This is a genomic window from Mesorhizobium sp. LNHC229A00 (assembly GCF_000502415.1).
Lineage (GTDB): Bacteria > Pseudomonadota > Alphaproteobacteria > Rhizobiales > Rhizobiaceae > Mesorhizobium.
In genome coordinates this window covers 65,149-87,857 of record NZ_AYWQ01000003.1, presented here as the reverse complement: position 1 = coordinate 87,857, position 22,709 = coordinate 65,149, and the positions used below count along the sequence as shown (strand labels likewise).

15 protein-coding genes and 9 pseudogenes are annotated in these 22,709 nt (G+C 58.8%); 12 read left to right on the top strand and 12 right to left on the bottom strand.

The features are described from left to right. The first annotated feature begins 633 nt into the window (after positions 1–633). Positions 634–1,452, top strand: coding sequence for a hypothetical protein (locus X742_RS162115; RefSeq protein WP_156939350.1), 819 nt, complete (start codon positions 634–636; stop codon positions 1,450–1,452). Between the two features lie 600 nt (positions 1,453–2,052). Here X742_RS162115 and X742_RS162120 read toward each other — a convergent pair. Further along, entirely contained in the window at positions 2,053–2,802 is a 750-nt protein-coding gene (locus X742_RS162120) for a hypothetical protein (RefSeq protein ID WP_023770926.1), read from the bottom strand. Positions 2,803–3,288: 486 nt separating this feature from the next. Here X742_RS162120 and X742_RS162125 point away from each other — a divergent pair, with 486 nt between their 5' ends. Continuing rightward, positions 3,289–4,077 carry an NYN domain-containing protein gene (locus X742_RS162125; RefSeq protein ID WP_198019184.1) on the top strand — a complete coding sequence of 263 codons (789 nt, stop codon included), beginning with the start codon at positions 3,289–3,291 and terminating at the stop codon, positions 4,075–4,077. On the opposite strand, the gene X742_RS162130 is transcribed toward X742_RS162125, so the two are convergent. Beyond that, the gene (locus X742_RS162130) at positions 4,057–4,311 is read right to left on the bottom strand and encodes a hypothetical protein (RefSeq protein ID WP_023770924.1); all 255 of its coding nucleotides are present in this window, start codon (positions 4,309–4,311) and stop codon (positions 4,057–4,059) included. The genes X742_RS162125 and X742_RS162130 overlap by 21 nt on opposite strands. 181 nt (positions 4,312–4,492) lie before the next feature. On the opposite strand from X742_RS162130, the pseudogene X742_RS0136225 reads away from it, so the two are divergent. From X742_RS0136225 to X742_RS1000000171460, 3 genes and pseudogenes are all read left to right on the top strand, one after another. Next, a pseudogene (locus tag X742_RS0136225) lies at positions 4,493–4,777 on the top strand (conjugal transfer protein TraD); the annotation flags it as partial. Between the two features lies 1 nt (position 4,778). After that, entirely contained in the window at positions 4,779–5,006 is a 228-nt protein-coding gene (locus X742_RS162135) for a conjugal transfer protein TraD (RefSeq protein WP_023770923.1), read from the top strand. A 354-nt stretch (positions 5,007–5,360) separates the two neighbouring features. Continuing rightward, entirely contained in the window at positions 5,361–6,437 is a 1,077-nt protein-coding gene (locus tag X742_RS1000000171460) for a DUF4062 domain-containing protein (protein ID WP_051407602.1), read from the top strand. Positions 6,438–6,586: 149 nt separating this feature from the next. Here the strand turns inward: X742_RS1000000171460 and X742_RS162140 are convergent, their stop codons facing one another. Beyond that, positions 6,587–6,853, bottom strand: coding sequence for a type II toxin-antitoxin system RelB/DinJ family antitoxin (locus X742_RS162140; protein ID WP_023770921.1), 267 nt, complete (start codon positions 6,851–6,853; stop codon positions 6,587–6,589). 382 nt (positions 6,854–7,235) lie between these two features. On the opposite strand from X742_RS162140, the gene X742_RS0136220 reads away from it, so the two are divergent. From X742_RS0136220 to X742_RS162160, 5 genes and pseudogenes are all read left to right on the top strand, one after another. Beyond that, positions 7,236–7,847 carry a hypothetical protein gene (locus tag X742_RS0136220; RefSeq protein WP_051407601.1) on the top strand — a complete coding sequence of 204 codons (612 nt, stop codon included), beginning with the start codon at positions 7,236–7,238 and terminating at the stop codon, positions 7,845–7,847. After that, positions 7,847–8,122: a type II toxin-antitoxin system YafQ family toxin gene (locus X742_RS162145; protein ID WP_023770919.1), complete on the top strand. Its 276-nt coding sequence runs from the start codon at positions 7,847–7,849 to the stop codon at positions 8,120–8,122. Before X742_RS0136220 ends, X742_RS162145 begins: the two co-directional genes overlap by 1 nt. A 297-nt stretch (positions 8,123–8,419) precedes the next feature. Then, positions 8,420–8,674: pseudogene (locus X742_RS162150) on the top strand (transposase); the annotation flags it as partial. A gap of 237 nt (positions 8,675–8,911) precedes the next feature. Further along, entirely contained in the window at positions 8,912–10,279 is a 1,368-nt protein-coding gene (locus X742_RS162155) for an IS110 family transposase (protein WP_023770917.1), read from the top strand. Continuing rightward, a pseudogene (locus X742_RS162160) lies at positions 10,280–10,906 on the top strand (IS3 family transposase); the annotation flags it as partial. 7 nt (positions 10,907–10,913) lie between these two features. Here the strand turns inward: X742_RS162160 and X742_RS162165 are convergent. After that, positions 10,914–12,110 carry an IS30 family transposase gene (locus X742_RS162165; RefSeq protein ID WP_023770915.1) on the bottom strand — a complete coding sequence of 399 codons (1,197 nt, stop codon included), beginning with the start codon at positions 12,108–12,110 and terminating at the stop codon, positions 10,914–10,916. Here X742_RS162165 and X742_RS162170 point away from each other — a divergent pair. After that, positions 12,110–12,379, top strand: a pseudogene (locus X742_RS162170) (IS3 family transposase); the annotation flags it as partial. The gene X742_RS162165 and the pseudogene X742_RS162170 overlap by 1 nt on opposite strands. A gap of 30 nt (positions 12,380–12,409) precedes the next feature. Here X742_RS162170 and X742_RS01000000169790 read toward each other — a convergent pair. Together X742_RS01000000169790 and X742_RS162175 are read right to left on the bottom strand one after the other, a co-directional pair. Beyond that, positions 12,410–13,556: pseudogene (locus X742_RS01000000169790) on the bottom strand (tyrosine-type recombinase/integrase); the annotation flags it as partial. Between the two features lie 234 nt (positions 13,557–13,790). After that, positions 13,791–14,198: a hypothetical protein gene (locus X742_RS162175; RefSeq protein WP_023770913.1), complete on the bottom strand. Its 408-nt coding sequence runs from the start codon at positions 14,196–14,198 to the stop codon at positions 13,791–13,793. Between the two features lie 519 nt (positions 14,199–14,717). On the opposite strand from X742_RS162175, the pseudogene X742_RS01000000169785 reads away from it, so the two are divergent. Next, positions 14,718–15,734 (top strand): annotated as a pseudogene (locus tag X742_RS01000000169785) (IS110 family transposase). Positions 15,735–16,115: 381 nt separating this feature from the next. On the opposite strand, the pseudogene X742_RS01000000169780 reads toward X742_RS01000000169785, so the two are convergent. From X742_RS01000000169780 to X742_RS1000000175520, 6 genes and pseudogenes are all read right to left on the bottom strand, one after another. After that, positions 16,116–17,127 (bottom strand): annotated as a pseudogene (locus X742_RS01000000169780) (IS3 family transposase); the annotation flags it as partial. 18 nt (positions 17,128–17,145) lie between these two features. After that, a pseudogene (locus X742_RS162185) lies at positions 17,146–17,406 on the bottom strand (transposase); the annotation flags it as partial. Positions 17,407–17,494: 88 nt separating this feature from the next. After that, entirely contained in the window at positions 17,495–18,808 is a 1,314-nt protein-coding gene (locus X742_RS162190) for an HlyD family type I secretion periplasmic adaptor subunit (RefSeq protein ID WP_023770910.1), read from the bottom strand. Then, entirely contained in the window at positions 18,783–20,558 is a 1,776-nt protein-coding gene (locus X742_RS162195) for a type I secretion system permease/ATPase (protein ID WP_245275523.1), read from the bottom strand. Before X742_RS162195 ends, X742_RS162190 begins: the two co-directional genes overlap by 26 nt. Positions 20,559–20,734: 176 nt before the next feature. Continuing rightward, the gene (locus X742_RS162200; protein ID WP_023784695.1) at positions 20,735–21,535 is read right to left on the bottom strand and encodes a hypothetical protein; all 801 of its coding nucleotides are present in this window, start codon (positions 21,533–21,535) and stop codon (positions 20,735–20,737) included. Between the two features lie 905 nt (positions 21,536–22,440). Next, positions 22,441–22,702 (bottom strand): annotated as a pseudogene (locus tag X742_RS1000000175520) (hypothetical protein); the annotation flags it as partial. Positions 22,703–22,709: the final 7 nt, after the last annotated feature.

Below are 22,709 nucleotides of genomic sequence, written 5' to 3'. Positions count from 1 at the left end.
TGCGCAGACATCGATGGGAGCTTAGAAAGAAATCGTGGGCCAGTGAGAACACCACAGGCTGAGGAGAGCGCATCTTCCCGTGCCGAAGCCTCAGTGGAACGCCGGTCGTGGGAGCGAAAGTCCTCGTCAGGGTTCCAAGGGGCATGAAGGCCTTTGGTCGTTTTCATGTGCGAAACATGATGCGAGGTCCAGGGCGGCATACGTCCTCGGTTGCGTTCCAACGGCAATCACGTTGGTCTGGGTGGGGTCTTGGGGAGGGGCAGGAACGCCATTCCCTAAGCGCGATGAAACGGCGAACGTTTCAATGGCGTGATAAGGCTCAATGCCGAGAAAGCGCCACATGCTGGAGGGTTCACGGGAGGGCGCAGCACCTGCCTGACAACATTGCGGTACTACACGGCACATCTTGCGTCGCTCAATCTTACCAGTTTTGGGAAAATATGCCCCTCTGACACGGACCTCTGACGTTGCCGCAAGCAGCTCTTGGGATTAGTATTGAGTCGGGTTAGGCACCTGTGACCTGTCGCCGGGTCAAACGTCCCACGATGATAATTTCCTCAATCACAGACCGCATCTCAACCAGCGGGCTGCTGCGTAATCGGCGAACGGCAGTCCTGATGGAGGATGCTAGCTGTGTTTACCTTGAACCTATACCTGACCGCGACCGCCCTTGATACGCTCAAAGGCGAGCTTACCCGCACACTGCCGGCGGTGAAATCGTCCCATCGCTGCGAGGCGCTTGGCCGAAGTCTCGGCTTCTTCACCTACGCGGCGGCCCGAACCGCCGCTGGCCCGCTTCACCCGCCAACGGTGACGGTCAACGGCGAAGCCTTCACCGGATATCTGGCGGGCTATGGCTTCGATGTTTCGGGGCTGCCGCTTCTCCACGCGGCAGCCAAGGTGGCGCTTCAGGACGTTGCGCGAAGAACGCCGGCACTCACGATGTGGGGCTTTGGTATCGGACGGCCCCAACGCGAAGCTGATGGGAAGAGAGAGACCGGCGAGAATTTCAATAAGCGGTTCGTCAAAGCGCGCGACGATCTTACAAGCGATGGTGCGGTACGGCCCTTCTTGCTATCACTCGCATTGCTCAAGCGTGTGGCGGCGACCAAGACGATCCGGCGAGGCACGGGCAGTTACCGGTCGAAGCACATCGCCGAGAATTACGCCTGCACCTATCCGGGCGGAGAGCCCCTTGGCCCGAAATACGTGCCCAACGGGGTGTTCGTGGCGGCAGCTATCCATGCGGGGTTTAGCTACAAATCCTCCGTGGATGAACTTGGGTATGACGAACCCAATGCGCGCTTCAACATGTCCAAGCCAGTGCTGGACGCTCTCGATTGCGAGATCCGACCTGACGGCGGAGTTGCACAAGACAGGCAGCGGCGAGACGAGATGATCCGGGAGTACGGGCGCCGCCGCTACTATCGCATGTTGAGGGATGTAGCCTAGACCGCCTACCTCAAACCTTTCGTCGCCCCCAAGCTCTTCCAAAGGGCGGGGTTTGGGGCTGAAGGTCTTAAGCGACCGAACGAGACCTTCATGGGCAAGCGGAAAAAATGCGGCCAAATGCTATACCCTTGGACTCTATGGGCTTCGGTAAACTGGAAGATCGTCGCACGGTCCTAAAGTTGGTATTCGCAGATCGACTTCGTATCCACGAAATGAAGGGTTTAGAACGGCAAATCTGTCCTTACCATTCAAGGCTTTAGGTGCATTTTCAAGTGGTGGAAAAAGTGTGGCGCGCCGCGCCGGGTGATGATGAGAACTACGTCTACGCAATAGCCCTCCTTTAAGTCGGTTCAAATCCCGCTCCCTCCACCATACCATTTTTCGTCCCCCAATGATCAGCGATGTCAATGGCTTATAGCCGCTCCGCCAAAGCGCGGTCCCCCAGTCTGGTCCTCCAAGTTAGGCGCTAGGCGGAGTAACCGGTGATCTTGGCCTGCTGGGTATCGCGGCTTTCACCGTTCGAAGCCTCCTCGATTGTCGAGACGCGAACGTATCCGAAACCCTCATTTGCCACCCTTTCGTAACATCGCTGTAGTACGGCTACGGAGATGATCGCGCGCTGGCGCCGTCATCTTGAGTGTGCCGTGCAAGTTGATCTAGCGCGTCGTTAACTCGTGAGCGCAGTAGTCGGCGCGCGTCACGTAGGTCCATAGGCTTCGACGGCAGTTTCTGCTCATTTCTCCTGTCATGGTGCCGATAGAACCAGTTCGCTGTGCGACTGAAGCGATCCATTTCGGCTCTGCCTTTCCCCCTTGGGTTGAACCCAGCTTGTTCTAGACACTCCATCGCCTTGTAGAGGTCGAACCAGCCCGGCTCGCCGGCGCAGTAATTGAGCGCGTGTGTTAGGAAGTCGCTTCCCTTGGAAGCAGCGTAGCGGCGTTGGGCCGAAGTTGGCGCGGGGGTCGGCACGACGATGTTGCCGTCGTTGTCTCGAATGATGACCTGAAATTCAGCGGATCCGCGTCCTATGGAAAAATGCGCTGTTTCCGTGCGCAACATCATATGGCGGATCAGTCTACCGTCGCGCATTTCGGCGGCACCGTCAAGTTCAACCGAGGACCCCGCAAAGACAACCCCTCCAGCGACTCCATTCAAGGTTCGGACTATGCCGTCTCCAGCGTTCAGCGTGTCTTTGAGTGTCGTGAGACCGTCTAGCTCCTTCGATTTGAGGATGAGCAACTGGTCGCCCGACTCATGGGGCATCAGTTCGACGTAGGGGTCGAACGGCGGCTTGAACATCTTCAGCCATTCGCTCTGTCCTACTCGGTTGGCCTTCAGCACTAACCACATTGGACCGGCAAGCCTCCTCAAACGGTTCGACAGCGTCTTCCAATCTTTGCCCAGAATCTGCCGATCTCCGGTGTTCTTGACATAGCACCACGTATTGTGGCTGTCCGGCCAATTGGGTGGTAATCGCCTTGTCGGGCAGCGTCAGAACCTGAGAGCCGAAATCACAATAGGCCTGCACTATGTCGGGCACGTCGTGGGCGCCCAGGAGACACATCGCGGAACCCACTATCGAAGAAGCACTCTTCTGCTATCGCCGACGGTCTGCGTAGCCCGTAACGTCGCCGAAGATCGATCGGAATTAGGTGGTAGGGCCCCACGGGATCGATGGGCCAACTGCCCCTCGCCGTGCACCTGAGGGGCGCTGCTTGAACCACAAATCGTGCGCACATCGCACATAGATGCTATCAATGAAGATGCGCAGGGAGGGCGAACAATCGAATGGAGAATGAGGACAGGTCGCGAACCACATCTGATCGGCGAATCGCCTTGCTCATCGATGCGGACAATGTGTCCCACGGCAAGATCGCAGCGATACTGGCGGAACTTTCAAAATACGGCACGGCCAATATCCGCCGCGCCTATGGCGATTGGGCAAGCGCCAATCTCAGGAACTGGAAAGACAAGCTACACAATTTTGCAATTCGGCCCATTCAACAGTTCACCTATTCGGCCGGCAAAAACGCCACCGATATCGCGCTTGTGATCGATGCAATGGAGCTTCTGTACACGCAAAAGCTTGACGCTTTCTGTTTGGCTTCCAGCGACGCCGATTTCACGCCACTAGTGATGCAGTTGAAGGCCAATGGACACGAAGTCTACGGATTTGGGGAACGCAAAACGCCAACACCGTTCGTCAATGCCTGCACGACTTTCCTATATCTCGATAGCCTTGACGTTGCTGAGCAACCGACAACCCCTGTAGCCCCCGGCGAGAAACCAAAGACCAAAGCGGAATCAGCGGCCGTATCTAAAACGCCCGCCGAAAAGCCCGCCGACAAGCGAACGGGCAAGTCTCTATCGCAGGATACGACCCTCGTGACGATCCTACGTGGCGCTGTGGAGGCCACGGCGCAAGACGATGGATGGGCAGCTATGTCATCGGCAGGAAGCGCAGTGAAACGACAGGCGCCCATCGATCCACGAAACTATGGAGTGAAGAACTTTCCGGCACTCTTCGCGGCGACTGGCCTCTTCGACATAATGAAGATGGAGAATGGGCAGAGCTACGTCGCAGACAAGCGGAACAAGGACCGCTCACCACAGCCGAGCCGATAGGGCTCGGTTCCTGCTGCACCCGAAGGGCTCCACCGTGCCAAACTTGACCGTCACCGGTCTCAACGCGACGTCGGCTTCAGCCACATCGATGCCTTCGTCCATGCTGCGGGCAACCGTGATCACGGCCTCGAAGGTGATTTCTTCTTCAGTATACATTTCCTCCGAGCCTAGCGGCACGTAATCCTCATCGATCGCATCGCGGATCGAGAATGAGAACGACGCTTCGAAAGCCACGCGCGCGTCCTAGCGGAACATTACTTCGACGTTTTTGAACAGGCGGGCAAGTTAGCTCAACGGAAAGGTTTCGAGGCCTCCGCTTTTTCCGCCAGCTCTCCCAGGTATTGCCCTTGCCGCGGTCGAGTGGGTGACAGGTTTGTCCGCCAACCCGGACGCCATCGCTTAGGCTTGCCGAAAGAAAGAAAAAGCGCGCGAGCTCAAAACCAGAAAGGTGCAGCAACTTGGCGAGCTTGTGATCGCCACAGGCGCCGATCAACTGAGCACCGACGAACTGGCCGGCGCACTGGTTGCAATCTCCGAGACGAAAGACACCTCAAAGCGTGAGGCATGGGCCAAGCGTGGAGTGACGTTTTTCGAGAGCCGGTCCCGACGAACTGGTCCGGAATCTCAGCGCAACCTTCGCGGCGCTCCAGCGCAACCGGGCGGCTCGCAATCGCTGGCAAGCGGCTCTGGCTCGCAATGACATGCGCGCGTGGCAGGTCGAGCGACGTCAGCGTACCCGACATCTGATCGAACTCGGTGGCCTCGTCGTCAAGGCAGGGATCGTTGATCTGACCAACGACGATCGCGCCGCCATCTATGGCGCGCTGCTTTGGATCGCCGCCAAACTGCAGAGCCATGACGGCAAGCATGCACGGGACCTATGGGCCGCGAGGGGAAGGCAGGCGTTCGATGCGAAGCGGCATGAATAGCAAAAGGGCGAATGGACGTAGCGAGGGCTGGTGGCGGGCGGAGCAAAGCCCCGAACAGCGTAGCCCGCCCGCGTTGCGCCAGTGGTCGACGCTGCGTTTGAAGATGACGAATACCTTGATTTTGACCGTTAGCCGATCGGCAGCTTATCGACTATAATGGATAGGTTGTTGCCGTGCGCACGGCTTAGCCTGGAGCGGCATTCCATATCGAATACTACGCGGATTTACCGACGTCCGAGTTGCGCCCGCTACCACCTCGGGAATAGTTGATCTGAGGCGCGATGTTCCCCTTGCGCCGTTGACTGATCACGACACTTCGCGTCCATTGCTCGCGTGCTGCAAGCGAGGCTTCGAGTGGCTACCAAATATTCGGTTTTTATCAGTTCAACGTTCGAGGACCTGCGCGAGGAGCGTCGAGCAGTCCAGGACACGGTGATCGAGGCGGGCGACTTCCCGGTCCAGATGGAATCCTTTCCCGCATCGGACGATGCTGCTTTCGATCTCATAACCTCTCTCCTTGACCAGTGCGATTATTACGTTCTGATTATTGGTGGCCGATACGGAGCAATTGCGGATGATGGTCTCAGCTACACTCACAAGGAATATCGGTACGCCGTCGAGCGACAAATCCCCGTCCTCGTTATGCTTCACGGTCAGCGTGGGCAGATAACCTCCGACAAGACCGAGCTTACTGATACCGGTAAACGACTATTGGAGGCGTTCATCGAAGAAGTCTCGGCGACCAAGACACGAAAAACCTGGACGAGCGTGGGCGAACTGAGGGCCTCGGTCATGCATGCCTTGGTCAACGCCAAGCTGACTAAGCCACGCGTCGGTTGGGTGCGAGGCGACACCATCTCAAGCGTCGAGGTCCTGAGCGAGCTCAACGAGGTGCGTAAGGAGAACGAGAAGTTCCGCGAGGCCTTGGGCCAGCTCGAAGTCGAGATTCCAAGTGTGCAGTTGCCGTCGATCGACAGCGAGGTGGAGATCGAATTTCTCCCCAATCGGCCACGGCGATCCAGATTGCAAGGAGCGAGCGGCACGGTCGCCACTACATGGATGCCGCTGTTTCCTATCGTGCACCAGAACCTCAAATGGAGCGCCGACAATTTTGAGGGGCAGTACTGGATCGATGTACAGGATAGCTGCGTCACGATCGGTTCGGCCTTGGTCCAGGAGGTCTCCGACACCGACACCCAAAGCTACTTTAAGATCAGTCGAAACACCTTGGCCAGGTTGACGAGCTACTACATTGAGATCGGCCTGATGCACCCGGAGGGCGATCAACGCCCATTCCCGGAACTGGCGAACAAGATCGCCCGGAGGCATCAGTTCGCCAATGTCAAAGGGCCTCAATTCATCTTACGGCGTGGAACGACCGCGATCCATGAAGTCGATTCCGATCATCCTTCGGATGACATTCCGTTCTAGAGTCAAACCGGTGGCGGCCCATCGACGTTCGGTCGGTACGAGGCCCAATGCCAAGCGATCTTTCCACTGCGGCTCTCGCGCATGCTGCCGCGGCGCGGCCAGGACCTCCTCTGGTGCAAGATCAGATTCAGGCCAATCGCTCAGCCCTCTCAGTCATCCTCACTATTGAGATCGGCCAGTAGCGCATCGACGGTATCGAAACGCTTGGCCTCGCCCTTGGTCGCAGCACGCAGGGCGGCTTTGGTATTGCGGTTTGGCATCTTGATCTCAAATGGCAGTGCACCCTCCGCCGCGACCCGCACGAGCATTAACCGTATTGCGTCGGAAACGGTCAGCCCCATACCGGAAAGGACAGCTGCGGCCTCCCTCTTCAGGTTCGAATCGATCCGAGCGCGGACAACCTCGGCAGCAGGCATGGCAATACTCACATTCAATCTGGGCTACATTGTAGCTACAATATCTAAATGATATGTTGCCGGCGGCCGGTCAAGGCTTCCAATCCCCCTTCCGGACCATCCCGGGAGGACCGGAGCACCTGCAGAACACGTAGTACCGTATAACCATAAGCACTGACGGCATCCGAATAACTCATTGAAAACGCACCCTTTTTTTGACACCGCTTGAAACATATATTGCGTCTCAGTACAATTAGGTGTAAGGAAACCGGCGTTTCGCTAACTGAAGATACATGAATTGCGCAATATGTCCTCAACGAGGACACATCTAAGTATTTGATTTTCAACGAAAATTACCCCATATGTGTTGCAGCACAACGGTTCAACACAAGGAATACTAAAAATGCCCACGGCCCGAGAAGCCAGCGCAGTCGCAAAAAAGCAATTAGCCATTCGCGAGCTCCATTGGCCTGGGATGGGGATTTGGCTTTGGAACCGTAAGGCTCACAAAGGCTTTGCGACGATACCCAAGACCATGCCCCTCGTTCTGAAGATCATGGACGAGATGACCAAGGGAGCGCCGGTCTCGTCAACTTACCTGACACTCTGGTGCAACACGTGGGACAACAACTTCGTCGTGCTCAATAAGCCTGGCGACCTCGCATTGGCTTCCGGTTTCGGCGGCCAACGCGGAGAGCATACCTGGGCAACGCGGATGAAGAAGCTCCATGAGCTCGAATTTATCGACATTAAGCCAGGCCGTTCGGGGCCACTTGGCAATGCGATCATTTGGAACCCGCATTGGATCTTGCGCTACCACCATCATATCAAGACACCTGGCCTGATCGCGACGAGTTACAACGCGCTTGTTGAGACAGCCCTAGAAATCGGCGCAACAGACATGACGGATCCTTGGCAGCCGTTCTCGCCGAGAACGGCTGCTCCGCCACCGGTCGTGTCCGCGCCAGGTACGCCGAACCCGCAGGCGCAGGGTACTGGCCCGGAGACGAAGTGATGCGCGCGATCGAGCGGACCTCTAGGTTCAAGCGCGACTACAAGCGCGAGAAAAAAACCGATCCAGGTCTCGATGAGGAATTGCGCGCGTTGATCGAGTTGCTTGCCACCAACCGCCCTCTTCCCGAGCGGCTGCGCGACCATGGCTTATCGGGCGATTGGCTAGGCTTTCGGGACTGCCATGTGAGGCCTGATCTGGTGCTCGTCTATGCGAGGCGTGATACGAAGACGCTGATGCTGGTGCGCCTCGGCTCGCACAGCGAGTTGTTTGAATGATACGCGGGATGGCATTGTCATTCACGAGCCTCCAATTGATCGTCACGACATTTTAGTACCGGTAGACTCTACAGATGCCGTCAAGAATCTCCGCATCGCATCCTTACGCGCGCTGTGGTCGAGTGCATAATTTGCGCGCTCGAACTTAACCCCATCAAGCAAGGCCTGGATGTAGCTAGCGACTGTATCGCCTGCCATTACGAGCGCGGTGTCTACCGTGTGGATATAGCGGCTTGGCCTGCTGCCGGTTCCATGGACACCGAGTTAAGGTGTTGAAGATGGAACCGGAGTTTTCCCATGGAGAGAAGAAAGTTCAGCCGCGAGTTCAAGCTTGAGGCTGTGAGGCTGGTGAAGGAACGGGGTGTTGCGGTCGCGCAGGCGGCTCGGGATCTGGACCTGCACGAGAATGTGCTGCGCAAATGGATACGTGATCTGTCGGCCGATCCGCAGCATGCGTTTCCCGGCCACGGCCAAATGAAGCCGGAGCAGCTCGAGATCGACAAGCTGCGACGCGAAGTGGCGAAGCTCAAGGCGGAGCGCGACATCCTAAAAAACTGTCACGGGCCATGGCCCGCCTGTGCGCGGTAGAAACAGCCCATGCTATTCTCGGACCTCGGAGGGTAGCGGCCGTCAGCTTATTGGAGGCACAGTCCCCCGTTAAAAAACGTGGTCCATGGGTGCATGCGAACTTGAGAGTGGTGACGCCGTTCCTGCGGTGATCCCGATTAGGAAGATGAAGATTTAGCATAGCCCAGACCCTCCTGCCGACAATCGTATGGAGGATTTGCTATGCCCAAAAGGAAGACCGGTGACCGCCCGGAATTGAAGCCGGTCAATGCTGGTGCCGCTGGCATCGACATCGGATCAAAAATGCACATGGCAGCGGTCGACCCGGGCTGCACTGATACGCCAGTGCGAGCGTTTGGCACATTCACGCAAGACCTGCATGATCTGGCGGACTGGTTCAAAGCGTGCGGCGTGACCAGTGTCGCGATGGAATCCACCGGGGTCTATTGGATCCCGGCCTATGAGATTCTTGAGCAGCACGGGTTCGAGGTCATTCTGGTCAATGCGCGTTACGCCAAGAATGTGCCTGGGCGCAAAACAGATGTCAGCGATGCCGCGTGGCTCCGCCAGCTCCATTCCTACGGATTGTTACGCGGGAGTTTCCGTCCTGATGCCGAGATCGCAACTCTGCGCGCCTATCTGCGTCAGCGAGAGCGGCTAGTGGAATACGCAGCCGCCCATATCCAGCACATGCAGAAGGCCCTGATGGAGATGAATCTGCAACTTCACCACGTTGTCTCCGACATCACCGGCGCGACCGGTATGCGGATCATCCGGGCGATTGTAGCGGGCGAGCGCAATCCCGATGTATTGGCGACCTACCGCGATGTGCGCTGCCATTCCTCTATCGAGACGATCCGCGCTGCCCTGGTGGGCAACGACCGGGACGAACATGTCTTCGCCCTGACCCAGTCGCTGGAGCTTTACGACACCTATCAGGCCAAGATGCTCGACTGCGATCGCAAGCTGGAATCCTTGATAGCGGCGCTGACTGACAAAGGGACCAAGCCGGTCGGCAAGCTCTCCAGGCCGCGGGTGAAGACCAAGCAGGTCAATACACCATCGTTCGATGTGAGGACCGCTCTATACGGCGTGCTTGGCGTTGATCTGACCGAGATCCATGGATTGGGTCCGTCACTCGCGTTGAAGCTTATCGGCGAGTGCGGCACGGATCTGAGAGCTTGGCCGAGCGCCAAGCACTTTACCTCCTGGCTGTGTCTCGCGCCGGGGAACAAAATCTCCGGCGGCAAGGTGCTCTCTTCACGCACGCGGAGATCATCCAGCCGGGCAGCAGCGCTGTTGCGGTTGGCGGCCACGACTATCGGGCGGAGCGATACGGCGCTCGGAGCATTCTATCGTCGGCTGTCCTCTCGTGCGGGCAAGGCGACGGCCGTGACGGCGACCGCCCGCAAAATTGCGGTCCTGTTCTACAACACCCTCAGGCACGGCATGACCTACAGGGATCCGGGCGCCGATCACTATGAGGAACAATATCGCAGCCGTGTCCTCGCCAATCTGAAGCGGCGCGCCAAATCGCTGGGCTTCGTTTTGCAAGCTGTTCCATGCGACACTGAGGCGGCTGTTTCTTAGGAAGGCCGCAGCCTACTTCGCGAGGGAAGTGACATGAGGTTCGCTTTCATCGCGAAACACCGGAGCATCTGGCCGGTGGCATGGCTGTGCAGTGCACTGGATGTGTCCCGTTCCGGCTTCCATGCCTGGCTCAACCGAAACCCCAGCGCCCGGTCCCGGTATGACGAGGCTCTTCTTGTCGAGATAGACCGAAGCTTCAAGAGCAGCGACCGCACCTACGGCACACGCCGGGTCTGGCACGATGTCCTGGCGGAGGGGCTCTCTTGCGGCCTGCATCGCATCGAACGGCTGATGCGGGAGAACGGCCTGCGAGCCCGGCCACGCCGACGTGGCCTGCCGAAGGATGCTGGGGAGCGGCTGGTCGCGTCAGTATCGCAGAACATCCTCGACCGCGCCTTCGAGTCATCGGCGCCGAACCAGAAGTGGGTGGCCGACTTCACCTACATCTGGACCGCGCAAGGCTGGCTCTACGTTGCCGCAGTAGTCGACCTGTTCTCGCGCCGTGTCGTCGGCTGGTCGATGAAGGCCGAGATGACAGCCCAACTCGTCACCGACGCCCTCATCATGGCGATCTGGAGGAGAGGCAAGCCCGACAGTCTGCTGCACCATTCTGATCAGGGCAGCCAAGGCGGATTCAAACGGTCGTCGCAACAGGGTCGGTTTCTCTTTTCATGAGCCATTGGTCAAGCGCTTCAGCTGGCGTCTTCCAGCCGAGCGCTTTTCGAGGTCTCGCGTTGAGCGTCGCTGCGACGGCAGCGATCGTTGCGGCGCTATGCGCGCTCAGGTCCGTGCCTTTCGGAAAATACTGGCGCAGCAGCCCATTGGTGTTCTCGTTGGTGCCGCGCTGCCAAGGACTCTGGGGATCGCAGAAGTAGACCTGGATCCCTGAGTCGATTTTGAGGGCAGCGTGTTGGGCCATCTCGGCGCCCTGATCCCATGTCAACGAGCGACGAAGTTCCGTGGGCAGGGTTGCGATGGTGCGCGTGATGGCGTCACGGACAGCCTCCGCACCATGCCCGGCGAGGGCCGGTCCATTCCTGGAGCGTGGTGCTTCGCCGTGGCCGTCCAGTCGCGGTAGGTGCAGCAGCATCGTGAACCGTGTCGTGCGCTCCACGAGCGTACCGATCGCCGAACTGCCAAGCCCGAGGATAAGATCGCCTTCCCAATGTCCGGGGACTGCACGGTCATCCGCTTCAGCCGGGCGCTGACTGATCATGATCTCGGATGACACGAAGCCCTTGCCACGCAGGCCGACGCGCGCCCGTGGCGTCCGCAGGGCTCGCCCAGTCCGCAGGCATGCCGTCAACTCTCGCCGCAGCGCTCCTCGACCTTGGACGAAGAGGGCTTGATAGATGGCTTCGTGGCTGATCCGCATCGTCTCGTCATCCGGGAAATCTATCGCCAGACGCTGGGCGATCTGCTCTGGGCTCCATGCCTTGCCCCATCTTCTATCCTTTCGTTGCCCATGCCGGCGTCCGATCCAGGGGACCGTAGGACCAGGAGCGACTATTCCGTCAGGTGCCGCGACTGTTCCGGCAAGCCTTTCCTCGACATAGAGGCGCAGGGCCTGGTTCAGCGCAAGCTTGGCAATCTTCGGGCGCCGGCCTGATCGCTCGGCGTGCCATTGGGCAGTCGACGCACGATACTCCAGGCCACCGCTGCGCGTGGCAGCATTGCGGCGCAACTCGCGGGAAATCGTTGAGGCGGATCGACCAAGGCGGCGACCGATGTTGCGCATCGAAAGGCCCTGGACGCGAAGAATTGCGATCTCTTCACGTTCCGCGAAAGAGAGATACCGGCCGCAGGGCAGCTTGGCCGAAGATCTGAACATCGAGCGAGCAGTTCCAGCGGCTGATGGCCGACCATGGCATCACCTGCTCGATGAGCAGGTCCGGCAACGTCTGGGACAATGCGGCGATGGAGAGCTTCTTCTCGTCGCTCAAAACCGAGAGGACGGCCCGCAAGGTCTACAGGACGAGGGACGCAGCCAGGGCGGACGTGTTCGACTACATCGAGCGCTTCTACAATCCCAAGCGGCGCCACTCGACGCTGGGTTATCTCAGCCCAGTTGAGTTCGAGGAAATAGCGATGTTAGCTTAAGTGCCTGTCCACGGAACCGGCAGCAGGCCAGCTCGTGATCGTTCCGCGAGAATGTCCCACCAAGGCGGCTATCGTCGACTCGGTAAAACCGAGATCGTTCGCCACGCTCGCGAAGCTGTGGCGAAGCACATGCGGTGTAACGCTTTCAAGCGGTGTGTCCTTGAAGAGCTTTTCCCACAGCTTTGGAAAGCCCACTAATGGCTTCCCTTCCTCCGTACCGGGAAACACGTAAACAGCGTCATCGTCGGACAATAGTGGTTGGAGCAACTCTACCACGGGCAAGCCAATGGCCCGGGTCGATGCACCTTCCTTGGAATCTTCCAGCCTGATGCAACTGCGCTGAACATCGATCTCGCCCATTCTCAGATTGATGATCTCACCTCGTCGACATCCCGTCATAGCAAGGGTCCGCACCATTTTGGTAACCGTTGAAAACTGCGGATCGAAAGCGGCATCCGTGAGAATCTTGCCCAACGCTCGATACTCACGTTCGGTCAGACGACGGTCTCGAACACGATCTTTTGGTTTACGAAAGCCGTGAACAGGATTCTGTTCGATGATCCCTTCCCGGATGGCGTACGTGAAGATGCCGCCGAGAAGACCTACGCCGCGCGAGCCGGTGCCGATGCCTCCGCGAACGATCGCTCGCCCTCGCTTCTTCGTCTTGATGTCGGCTCGGGTCTTGCCGTTGGCAACGTCGCGCAGAAATTTGGCAATATCTGCCGACGTGATCTCAGTAACCCTCCGGCTCCCAAGGAGCGGGAGGATATGGCGTTTTATGCGGCTACAGTCGATCGCCATAGTCGATGGCTTCTTAGGGCGACCGCCTTTGCCTGGCACAAGCCCGGCTTCACAATCAGCCAAATATCGGGTGCAAAGTTCTTTGACGGTGATCGTTTTGGCATCGAGAAGTTTCGTCTCCGCAGGGTTGCCGCCTTGCGCGATCCGACCGATTAATATGCGCGCTTCCTTTCGAGCCGCTTCAGGAGCCCAGACGCCATGGGGGCCGATGGTGAATCGGCGGGTCCGACCTTTGGCTCGATACTGAACGAGATAGCTGCGCTTACCGGATGAAAACACGCGCAGCCCGAAAGCCAGGTAACTCGTCATCCCAAAGGAAGTAGTCCGACTTTTCCGGTCCCGCTTGATCCACGGTTCGTTTGTTCAGCTTAGCCATCGCACACCTCGGGGCTCTGTCGAAGTGATTCCGCGGAAGCACCACGGAAGCACCCGGACGGAAACTCCGGCCTGCGGTAGGCAGCCTAGCCGGCCATTCCCCTACGGCTGGATAGCGCCATAAAGGGAAGCCCGCTGCCTATTCGACAGCGGGCTTTTGCGGACCTGGTTAAGGAGCTGCGGCTGCGTCCACGGGGAAATAACCAATGGCGGGCAGAATTAGTTCCCTACAATTTTATCTACTCCATACCGGCTGGTAGCTACTGCCGATGATCCAATCCACCAAGCCAGCCTCGATCCGCTCGCATCCGGTGAATTCATGTACCAGGCTCGTAGCCAGTTCGCGCCATTGACACTCAGGCGCACCCGTTTCCAAAACCAGATCGTGGAAGACCTTGCGGATAACGTCGGCATCGAACGCTGAGACGGCAACAGGAGCCGGGTCGGCATCTTCCCAACCGTGCGCCGCGTCCTCGCGATGACGTTGACGAAGGCGATTCAGCAGTTCGCGTGACGCTTGGATAGCCTTCCGAGATTGATCCATGTCCCGGCGAAGTGCGGCTCTTCCTGCTATGTAATGATGTCGCAACCTGAAGCTGGTTTCAATGACCGACTGTGCGACCTCTAAATGTGATTGTGTCATCGCGGCCTCCCTTCCAGCGAAGAGAGTTTTTTACACCCTTCGGGATGCCGTCTCAAAGGGAATCAACGTACAATTTTAACTAATGGGAGCGGGGCCGGCCTATCAGGACCATATTCCTATTTTCGATCTAGGTTTGTCAACGATATAATCGCCTTCCCACTGGACAACAGCTTTTAGGCACTTTTCGACCATCTGCTCAAAGCACCAGCGAGCATGCCCAAATGATATGCCGTCCAAAAGAGCCTTGATGCCCGCGTCTAGATCTACCGAGGCCTCGGCTACCAATCGGTTTGGTGATGTGTCAGCATTTCATCCTGGGCCATCATCACCCTCGCAAACTGGAGCAGCAGCCCGCCGCTCGATGGCGAATAGATTACGCGGAGCTTGCGCCCGTATCGCGCGTCAACCCAATCAAAAATGTGCGCCGTAAGGTGACCTGATGAGGTGGACGGCCTCCGCTCCCGGCATCGCAATGTGCCAAAGTGTGGCTGTCGAAAGTCACATGAGGGAGAGCCGTCCATGGAGAAGGTTAGCACCATCGGTCTGGATGTCGCCAAGCACGTGTTTCAGGTGCACGGCGTTGACGCGCAGGGCGCAGCGGTTGTCCGCCGGAAGTTCCGTCGCGAGGATGTAGTCGCATTCTTTACATCCTTGCCGGCGTGCTTGATCGGCATCGAAGCCTGCGCAACGAGCCATCACTGGGCTCGTGTCCTCACGGCTCTGGGGCATGAGGTTCGCCTGATGCCTGCGTCATACGTCAAGCCATACGTGAAGCGGCAGAAGAATGATGCTTCGGATGCCGAGGCAATCTGCGAGGCGGTCACGCGACCGACGATGCGCTTTGTTCCGACAAAGAGCGAGGAGCAGCAGAGCGTGTTGATGCTGCATCGCGTCCGCGAGCTTTTGATCCGGCAGCGGACAATGCTGGTGAACGCCTTGCGCGGCCACTTGGCGGAGTTGGGCATCATCACTCGTCAGGGTGCTACAGCATGCTCGTCGCGTTGGTTGAGGACGAGGGGCACGACCTCATTCCCCCGCTTGCCCGATCGGCCCTCTTTCTTTTGGTACAGCAATTGCGTGAGGTGCACGAGAAGGTCTGTGAGCTGGACCGACAGATTCACATCTGGCATCGTTCGCACGAGTTGAGCCGTCGCCTCGAAACGATCCCCGGCATCGGTCCGATCACCGCCAGCGCAATCGTTGCGACCGTGACAGATGCTTCCTTGTTCAAATCCGGCCGGCAACTCGCGGCTTGGCTTGGCCTGGTGCCGCGACAGAACTCATCCGGAGGAAAGGATCGGCTCGGGCGGATCAGCAAGCAAGGCGATCCCTACATCCGTCGCCTTCTTGTTGTGGGAGCCCATGCCGTGCTTCGCTTCCGTCGTAAGGGCAAAGCGGCACCCCACTCGCTGGGCTGCCGAGCTTCTGGCGAAAAAGCCGTACAACGTCGTTGCGGTGGCCTTGGCAAACAAGATGGCCCGGATCGTCTGGGCGCTGATGACTACGGGCAAGCGCTTCCCGGATTCACCGGCGTAGTGACGTAGTCGCAGAGGAAGCACAGAGATTGGTGAGTGCTGATGGTGTGATGACGGACGGTCGAACCGGGATCGGAAAAACCCGCTCAGTGGGTGCCGCTCAAAAAGCGCGTTGACCTGTCTGGGATCCGATCCGCGGACTTCATCAAGGCCAGCGGCATGAACAGGCCGCACTCAAAGGCCGAATACATGCCTGCACCCGACCAACCTGTCATCAATATCAGAAAGCCCTTGCCACGCGGAGGCCGTCCATACATGCCACTGAACTGTCATCCAGTGGCAATTAGAGCCTTGGCCGTTTTGTCCGATACCATTCTTTGGACCGCCGGAAGGTGGAGTTTTCCGGCTGTTTCACGATTGGCGGGCTGACGGCGCCATCGGGATTGATCAACGAGATCGGAACCTTGTGCCCGATTGCGCCATGGGGGCGCACCTCGTTGTAGTATCTGCGCCAATCCTCCAACTTTTCGGCCGCGTCGGCAAGCGTCAGGAACCAGTGGGCGTTCAAACATTCCGCCCTGAAGCGGCCGTTGAAGGCTTCGATGTAAGCGTTGTCCGTTGGCTTTCCCGGTCGCGAGAAGTCGAGCGTGACGCCCCTGGTGTAGGCCCACAGATCGAGGTCGCGGGAGACGAACTCCGAGCCTTGATCGACCCGGATCGTCTTTGGATAGCCGATCTTGGGCAGACCTGTTCCAGCATCCTGACCACATCCTCGGCGCGGTAACTGAAGCGTGGGTCGAGCACCGGCACGTAACGTGAGAAGGTATCTACGACCGTCAGGACCCGGATCTTCTTGCCCGTCGCGAGCTGGTCGTGAACGAAGTCCATCGCCCAGACGTCGTTGGGTTCGACGGCTGGCTGGCGATCGTCTCGCAGCTTCGCCTTCACCCGGCGCTTCGGCGTCTTGTTCCTCAGTTGAAGGCCCAAGTCCCTGTAAATGCGATAGGTCCGCTTCATGTTGATGTCCCAGCCCTCCCGCGTGAGCATCACGTGCACGCGCCGGTAGCCATAGCGAACCCGCGTCGCGCAGATGTCTTTGATCCGAGCTTCGAGGCCGGCCTGGTCACGGCGGCGGGACTTGTAGTGATAGGTCGAGGTGTCGAACTCCAGAACACGGCACGCTCGCCGGATCGACACGTTCCAATCAGCACAGGTATCGGCCACCAGCTCGCGTTTGCGACCAGGCCTCACAGTTTTCGGCGGATCACGTCCTGCAGCATCTCCTTGTCCAGCGACAGGTCGGCGACCAGCTTTCTGAGCTTGCCGTTCTCGTCCTCGAGCTGCTTCAGCCGCTTCATCTCCGTCGGCAGCAGCCCGTCATATTTCTTCTTCCAGTTGAAATAGGTCGCCTGGCTGATCCCGGCCCTCCGGCAGATCTCCGCCACAGGAAACCCATCCGCNAGGCCTCACAGTTTTCGGCGGATCACGTCCTGCAGCATCTCCTTGTCCAGCGACAGGTCGGCGACCAGCTTCCTGAGCTTGCCGTTCTCGTCCTCGAGCTGCTTCAGCCGCTTCATCTCTGTCGGCAGCAGCCCGTCATATTTCTTCTTCCAGTTGAAATAGGTCGCCTGGCTGATCCCGGCCCTCCGGCAGATCTCCGCCACAGGAAACCCATCCGCTCCCTGCTTCAGAATGAACGCCTTCTGCGCGTCCGAAAACTTCGATGCTTTCATCGCTTCCGCTCCTCTCCCAGCCGGGAAACTACAGCGGAAAACTCCAATTCTGAACGGTCCAGTTTCTGGGGATCAGATCAGATTACTTTCATTCCTCCTGGAATGCCCGACTGATTTGGTCCGACAGCGGCTTCACAAAATAGGAAAGCGCCGTACGCTCGCCCGTCTTGACCATCGCTTCGGCCGGCATGCCGGGCACGAGCGTCAGGTCCTTGAGCTTCGTCAGTTCCGCATGCGGAACCGATAAACGCACCAGGTAATACGAAATGCCGTTTTTTTCGTCCGTCGCCAGATCGGCTGCGATCCGGCTGACATATCCGTTCAATTCCGGCGTGGTTCTCAGATTGAAAGCTGACATCCGCAGCACGGCCTTGTGACCAAGCTGGATTTGGTCGATGTCCTTCGGGGTGATTCGTACTTCAAGCGCAAGATCGTCGCCTTCCGGCACGATTAGCATGATCGGATCGGCGGGCGTAATCACTCCGCCGACCGTATGAACTGCGAGTTGTTGAATGGTGCCTGACTGCGGCGCGACGATATCGATCCGTCGCAGTTCTTGTTCAGCCGCCACCTTGCGCTCACCATACTCCCCGACCTGCGCCTGAACCTCTCTGAGCTCCTGGCCGACTTCGGTCTTGAAATCCTGATCGATCTGCGGGATCTGCAGGCGCGTTTCGGCTATGCGGGCTGCTGTCTGTGCCTGATCCGCGATCTTCTCACCGCGTTCGCCACCGAAAGTGGCAACCTGGATCTTCAGGCTGTTCAACCGTTGGTCCGAGACAATGCCTTGGTCGCGCAGCCCACTCAGAACAGCAATTTCCTTTAGGAGAACCTCGATCCTTTTTTCACAGGCAATTTCCTGCGCCTCGAATCCTTCGATCTCGTGGCGATACTGAGTAATGTGTTCCGCCAGTTGCGCCTGCTTTCCGTTGCGGGATTGTCTGCGGAATTCGAACAGCAGCGTCTCGCTATGTATTGCCGAAGCTACGTCCGGAACATCTCTTCGGGCGAGCAGCCAGTCCGGGAAGGCGATCTCCGCGAGATCGTCACGCTCAGCATCGAGTCGTGCCTGGTAGGCGGCGAGCTCATCGAGCCGCTTGCTGACTATGGCGAGATTAGCGCGCGCCTGGGTGGCATCGAGCCGCATGAGGATGTCGCCGGCTTTGACTTTATCGCCTTCGCGCACCAGGATTTCTCCCACCACCCCGCCGGTCGGGTGCTGCACCTTCTTGACATAGGAATCGACGACAAAGTGTCCGGACGCGACAACCGCACCGGAGAGATTCGTGAAGGCCGCCCAGGCTCCGGCTCCTCCCACAAAGATTACGCTCGCCAGAAGGCCCGCCACCAGGTGGCGGCGAATGGAGCTGGAAACGTCATTGTTCTGATGAATGCCGGACACCGGGATCCTCCATGTCAGCGCGCTCTCCCACGTTATCCTGTGTAGATTCGATGGCCTTGACGCCAGCGCCTCTTGCCATCGCTGTCCCCTTCAGGACTTTGGAAAGCGCTTCACCACGCGCACCGAATACTCGCTGCCGTCCACCTTCCATCACCAACACCAAATCCACGGCGCGGATGGCGCTGGGCCGATGGGCGACGACAACCGCAATGCCCTTGCGCTCGCGCACGGAGGCGATCGCCTTAACGACCGCAGCCTCGCCTTCCGAATCGAGATTGGCATTGGGTTCATCCAGCACAACAAGGAAAGGGTCTCGATAAAGAGCACGGGCAAGACCGATACGCTGGCGCTGCCCGGCGGAAAGTGCCGATCCGGCCTCACCGATTGGAGTTTCGTAGCCGTGCTCAAATCGGAGGATCAGTTCGTGCGTGCCCGCTGCTTTCGCCGCGGCGACAATAGCCTCAGGATCAGGATTATCTTCAAAACGAGCGATGTTTTCGGCAATGGTGCCGTCGAACAGTTCAACACCTTGCGGCAGATAGCCGATATGACGGCCTAGTGCTTCCCGGTCCCATTGATCGAGGCTTGCGCTGTCGATGCGGACTTTTCCGGCGACCGGCGCCCATGCGCCGACGATGGCGCGCGAGAGTGTCGACTTGCCCGAGCCCGATGCACCGATGATCCCGAGTGCGCTTCCCGCCTGAATGGCAAACGCAAGGCCGGTCACGGTCGGCTTCCTTGCGCCGGGCGGAACGATTGTCACGCCTTCGAGGCGCAGTTCGCGTTCAGGTGCAGGCATTGGCATAACGGCAGCGGATTCAGGAACCTTTTCCAGGAGGTCCTCCAGCCGCGCCCAACCCTGGCGCGCCATGAGGAAAGGTTTCCAGCTTGAAATGGCCAAATCGACCGGAGCCAGCGCACGCCCCATCATGATCGAACTGGCAATCATAACCCCGGCCGTAGCCTCCTGTCTGATGACAAGGTACGCGCCGACGGCAAGAATGGCCGATTGCAGCAGCACGCGCAGCGATTTTGAAATGGCACCCAGCCCACCTGCGACGTCCCCAGCTTTCCGGTTGGCGGCCAGAAACTTGGCATTGGCCTTTTGCCATCGGGCAGCGATCCGCTTTCCAAGACCGAGAGCTTGCACGACCTCGGCATTGCAACGCGCTGCTTGCAGCAGACCATTGCGTGCCATGTTGTGGGAAACGGTATCGCTTATCGGCCGTTGCGAGAGAGTGTTGGCAAGGAGTGTCAGAGATGTGAGACCGACCGCCCCGATAAGTGCCGTCATGCCGATCCAGAAATGAAGGAGGAAGCAGATGCCAAGATAAAACAGCATCCATGGCAGATCGAAGAACGCTGTCGGACCGTTTCCACCTAAGAAGCCGCGAACATTGTCGAGATCGCGAAGCGGCTGTAAGCCGTCGCCCGGCATGCGCGTTGAAAGCGGAAGGCGAACGATCGCATTGTGAACGCGTCCGGAAAACTCTCCATCGAAACGCTCGCCAATCCGCAGCAGCACGCGGGCGCGCAAAATGTCGAGCAAGCATTGGAACGCATAAAGCCCCGCAGCAAGCACGACGAGCCCCACCAGCGTCGATACGCTGCCACTTGCCAGAACGCGGTCATAGACTTGAAGCATGAACAGCGGCGAGATCAGCGCAAGCACGTTGACCACGCCGCTGATCAACAGAATTCCCCAAATAGCGGAAGTCAGAGGGAAAGGTCTCAAAGCTGAATCCTTCAAGGAATGGTTACTCACGTAGGTCTCCGTGAGGATCTGGCGACCCAGCTCNCGTGCAGGGCTTCGTCAAGCTGTACACGCTGCGACTGCTCCCGGGCGCACCGGCCCATCGCAAGTAGCGGAGACGGGAAAGCGCCCGCCCAGGGGGGCGGGGCGCGGTTCCGTATCGGTTTTCTGGATCAAACGAAGGTGAAGTCCGACGCGGTCAGGCCTAGGTCGGCCACGGTGACCACACCGCCCAGGTGGGCGAACTCGTGCGCGCTGCCGTCGCCGGTGACATAGGCCAGAGTTGCGACTCTGTCGGTGTAGCTGCTTTGGTAGACAATGATGTCGCCGGCGTGCTCGCCGGAGATCGCACGCGCTGCCTCATCAGCAGAGTTGAAAGATTCGCCAGTGATTACCACGACATGTTCGCCGTTCGCACCCGAGGCCGCGCCACTGTAGAAGCTGCTCACCGGGTAGCCGGACTGTATACTGGCGTTGTTGACGAAGTTCGCGCCAAAACCGTCGTTGTAGAGGCCCACCGCATCGAAGGCAAACTTGTCCTCCGCCGGGTTGAAATCGGTGATAGTGGTAATGTCCGGCTTCGACCCGACACTCGGATCGACCCCAGGCACCGGATTGTGGAACTGGAACACGAACGTGTCATTGTCGGTGCCCCCGGTCAACGTATCCTGGCCGTCACCCACGTAGAGGACATCCTGGCCGGGACCGCCGCTGAGCCTGTCATTGTCCTCACCGGAGATGCGCGCGTTGAAGCGGCCGTTGTCGCCGGAGAGATCGTCCCAGCCATCTCCGCCGAAGATGCGGTCGTTACCCTCGCCGCCAAGGGCTCGGTCACTGCCCGGGCCAGCCGAGATCTCGTCGTTGCCGCCACGACCGTCAATCCAGTCACCGCCCTGGAAACCCTCCATCCAATCTTCACCCTTGGTGCCGAGGAGTGTTTCGGCATCCGGGCTACCCTCGATAATGTTTGCCATCGAAAAATACTCCTGATGATGCACCCTGCCTGACGCGTTCATATTGCTCATCGGGTAATTAGAGAAATCGATTGCTTGGATAGACACACATTTACGAAATGGATGCATTCACGTTCACTTCGCCCTTCCGCTGAGCAGTAGCGGGCTCGCAGGCGGCGGGGAATCTGGTCGCCCAAGCAATCGATCTGAAGATTGGACACTCAAACCGGACCGGGACAACACTTCGTAAGCCGTCCTAGTTCCGCCCCAAACTTCTCGCTGTTGCTCGACGCCGGCATACCCGCACCGTAAGCGCTGGACGAGGACAAGTTCCGCTGGCCGCGGGTGGAGAACGGCGTGATCCGGCTTGCCGCGCCCAACTGATGGCGCTCGTCGAAGGCATGGACTGGCGCGCTTAAGCCGATCGGAGACGGCGTCCGACGTCGGCCGGATAGGCCGTGGCGAAGTGACTCAGGCGCACAAGGCGGGCCTCTGGCCATGCAAAGTAAGCTTTTGTCGGCGTCATGACGAGAAGCGCTTTGGCCCGTCTCCACGAAATCGTTCCGCTCAAGGCGATATTCGTCCCCATGGCGGCGGAGAAGGCCGAACTGCAACAACTCCGGAGCGAACACTCAAGGCCGAGATCGTCCGGATGGCGACACTCAACGAGCGTGCCCAGGAGAGGCTCGCCGACCTTCAGGGATCGTCAAGCAGCTGGAGCGCGCCGCTTCGGTCGCAGCTCCGAGAAGCTCGAACGTGCCCAGCAGGCCTTCGCCTTCGAATCCAGACCGGGCTCGGCGCGATTGAGTCCGAACTCGAGGCCGCAAGACCGCAAGACCGACAGGCGAGCCGCGACGTGCTGCGCGACCGCGCAAGGCGTTCCCGGTGCATCTGGAGCGGGTCGAGATCGTCATCCGGCTCGACCCATGGGGGAAGAAGCGCTCCCGCAGCCAATCGTCCAGTCCGTCAAACGCCGTCGGCCGCACGGGCTTGCGAAACGGAACAGTCCCGCCCTCGCTTAGATGCCGAGGCACGGTGTTGCGCGCGCACCCGAATTCCTTCGCCCGTCGGTTCCCCGCCAACCTCATGCCGCCGCAGCATCGCTGCCACCTCTTCAGGCTGAATGATCTGCTCTCCCTGCATCGTTCTCGACAATGCAGGAATCGCCCAATCCCAATCGCCATCCATGCCTCCT

Excerpts from the sequence above, each read along its gene's own strand:
- X742_RS162120 (WP_023770926.1), bottom strand. The coding sequence starts at position 2,802 with ATGTGGTTAGTGCTGAAGGCCAACCGAGTAGGACAGAGCGAATGGCTG.
- X742_RS162135 (WP_023770923.1), top strand. The coding sequence starts at position 4,779 with ATGCGCGCGTGGCAGGTCGAGCGACGTCAGCGTACCCGACATCTGATC.
- X742_RS162140 (WP_023770921.1), bottom strand. The coding sequence starts at position 6,853 with ATGCCTGCTGCCGAGGTTGTCCGCGCTCGGATCGATTCGAACCTGAAG.
- X742_RS0136220 (WP_051407601.1), top strand. The coding sequence starts at position 7,236 with ATGCCCACGGCCCGAGAAGCCAGCGCAGTCGCAAAAAAGCAATTAGCC.
- X742_RS162145 (WP_023770919.1), top strand. The coding sequence starts at position 7,847 with ATGCGCGCGATCGAGCGGACCTCTAGGTTCAAGCGCGACTACAAGCGC.
- X742_RS162155 (WP_023770917.1), top strand. The coding sequence starts at position 8,912 with ATGCCCAAAAGGAAGACCGGTGACCGCCCGGAATTGAAGCCGGTCAAT.
- X742_RS162165 (WP_023770915.1), bottom strand. The coding sequence starts at position 12,110 with ATGTTCAGATCTTCGGCCAAGCTGCCCTGCGGCCGGTATCTCTCTTTC.
- X742_RS162175 (WP_023770913.1), bottom strand. The coding sequence starts at position 14,198 with ATGACACAATCACATTTAGAGGTCGCACAGTCGGTCATTGAAACCAGC.
- X742_RS162200 (WP_023784695.1), bottom strand. The coding sequence starts at position 21,535 with ATGGCAAACATTATCGAGGGTAGCCCGGATGCCGAAACACTCCTCGGC.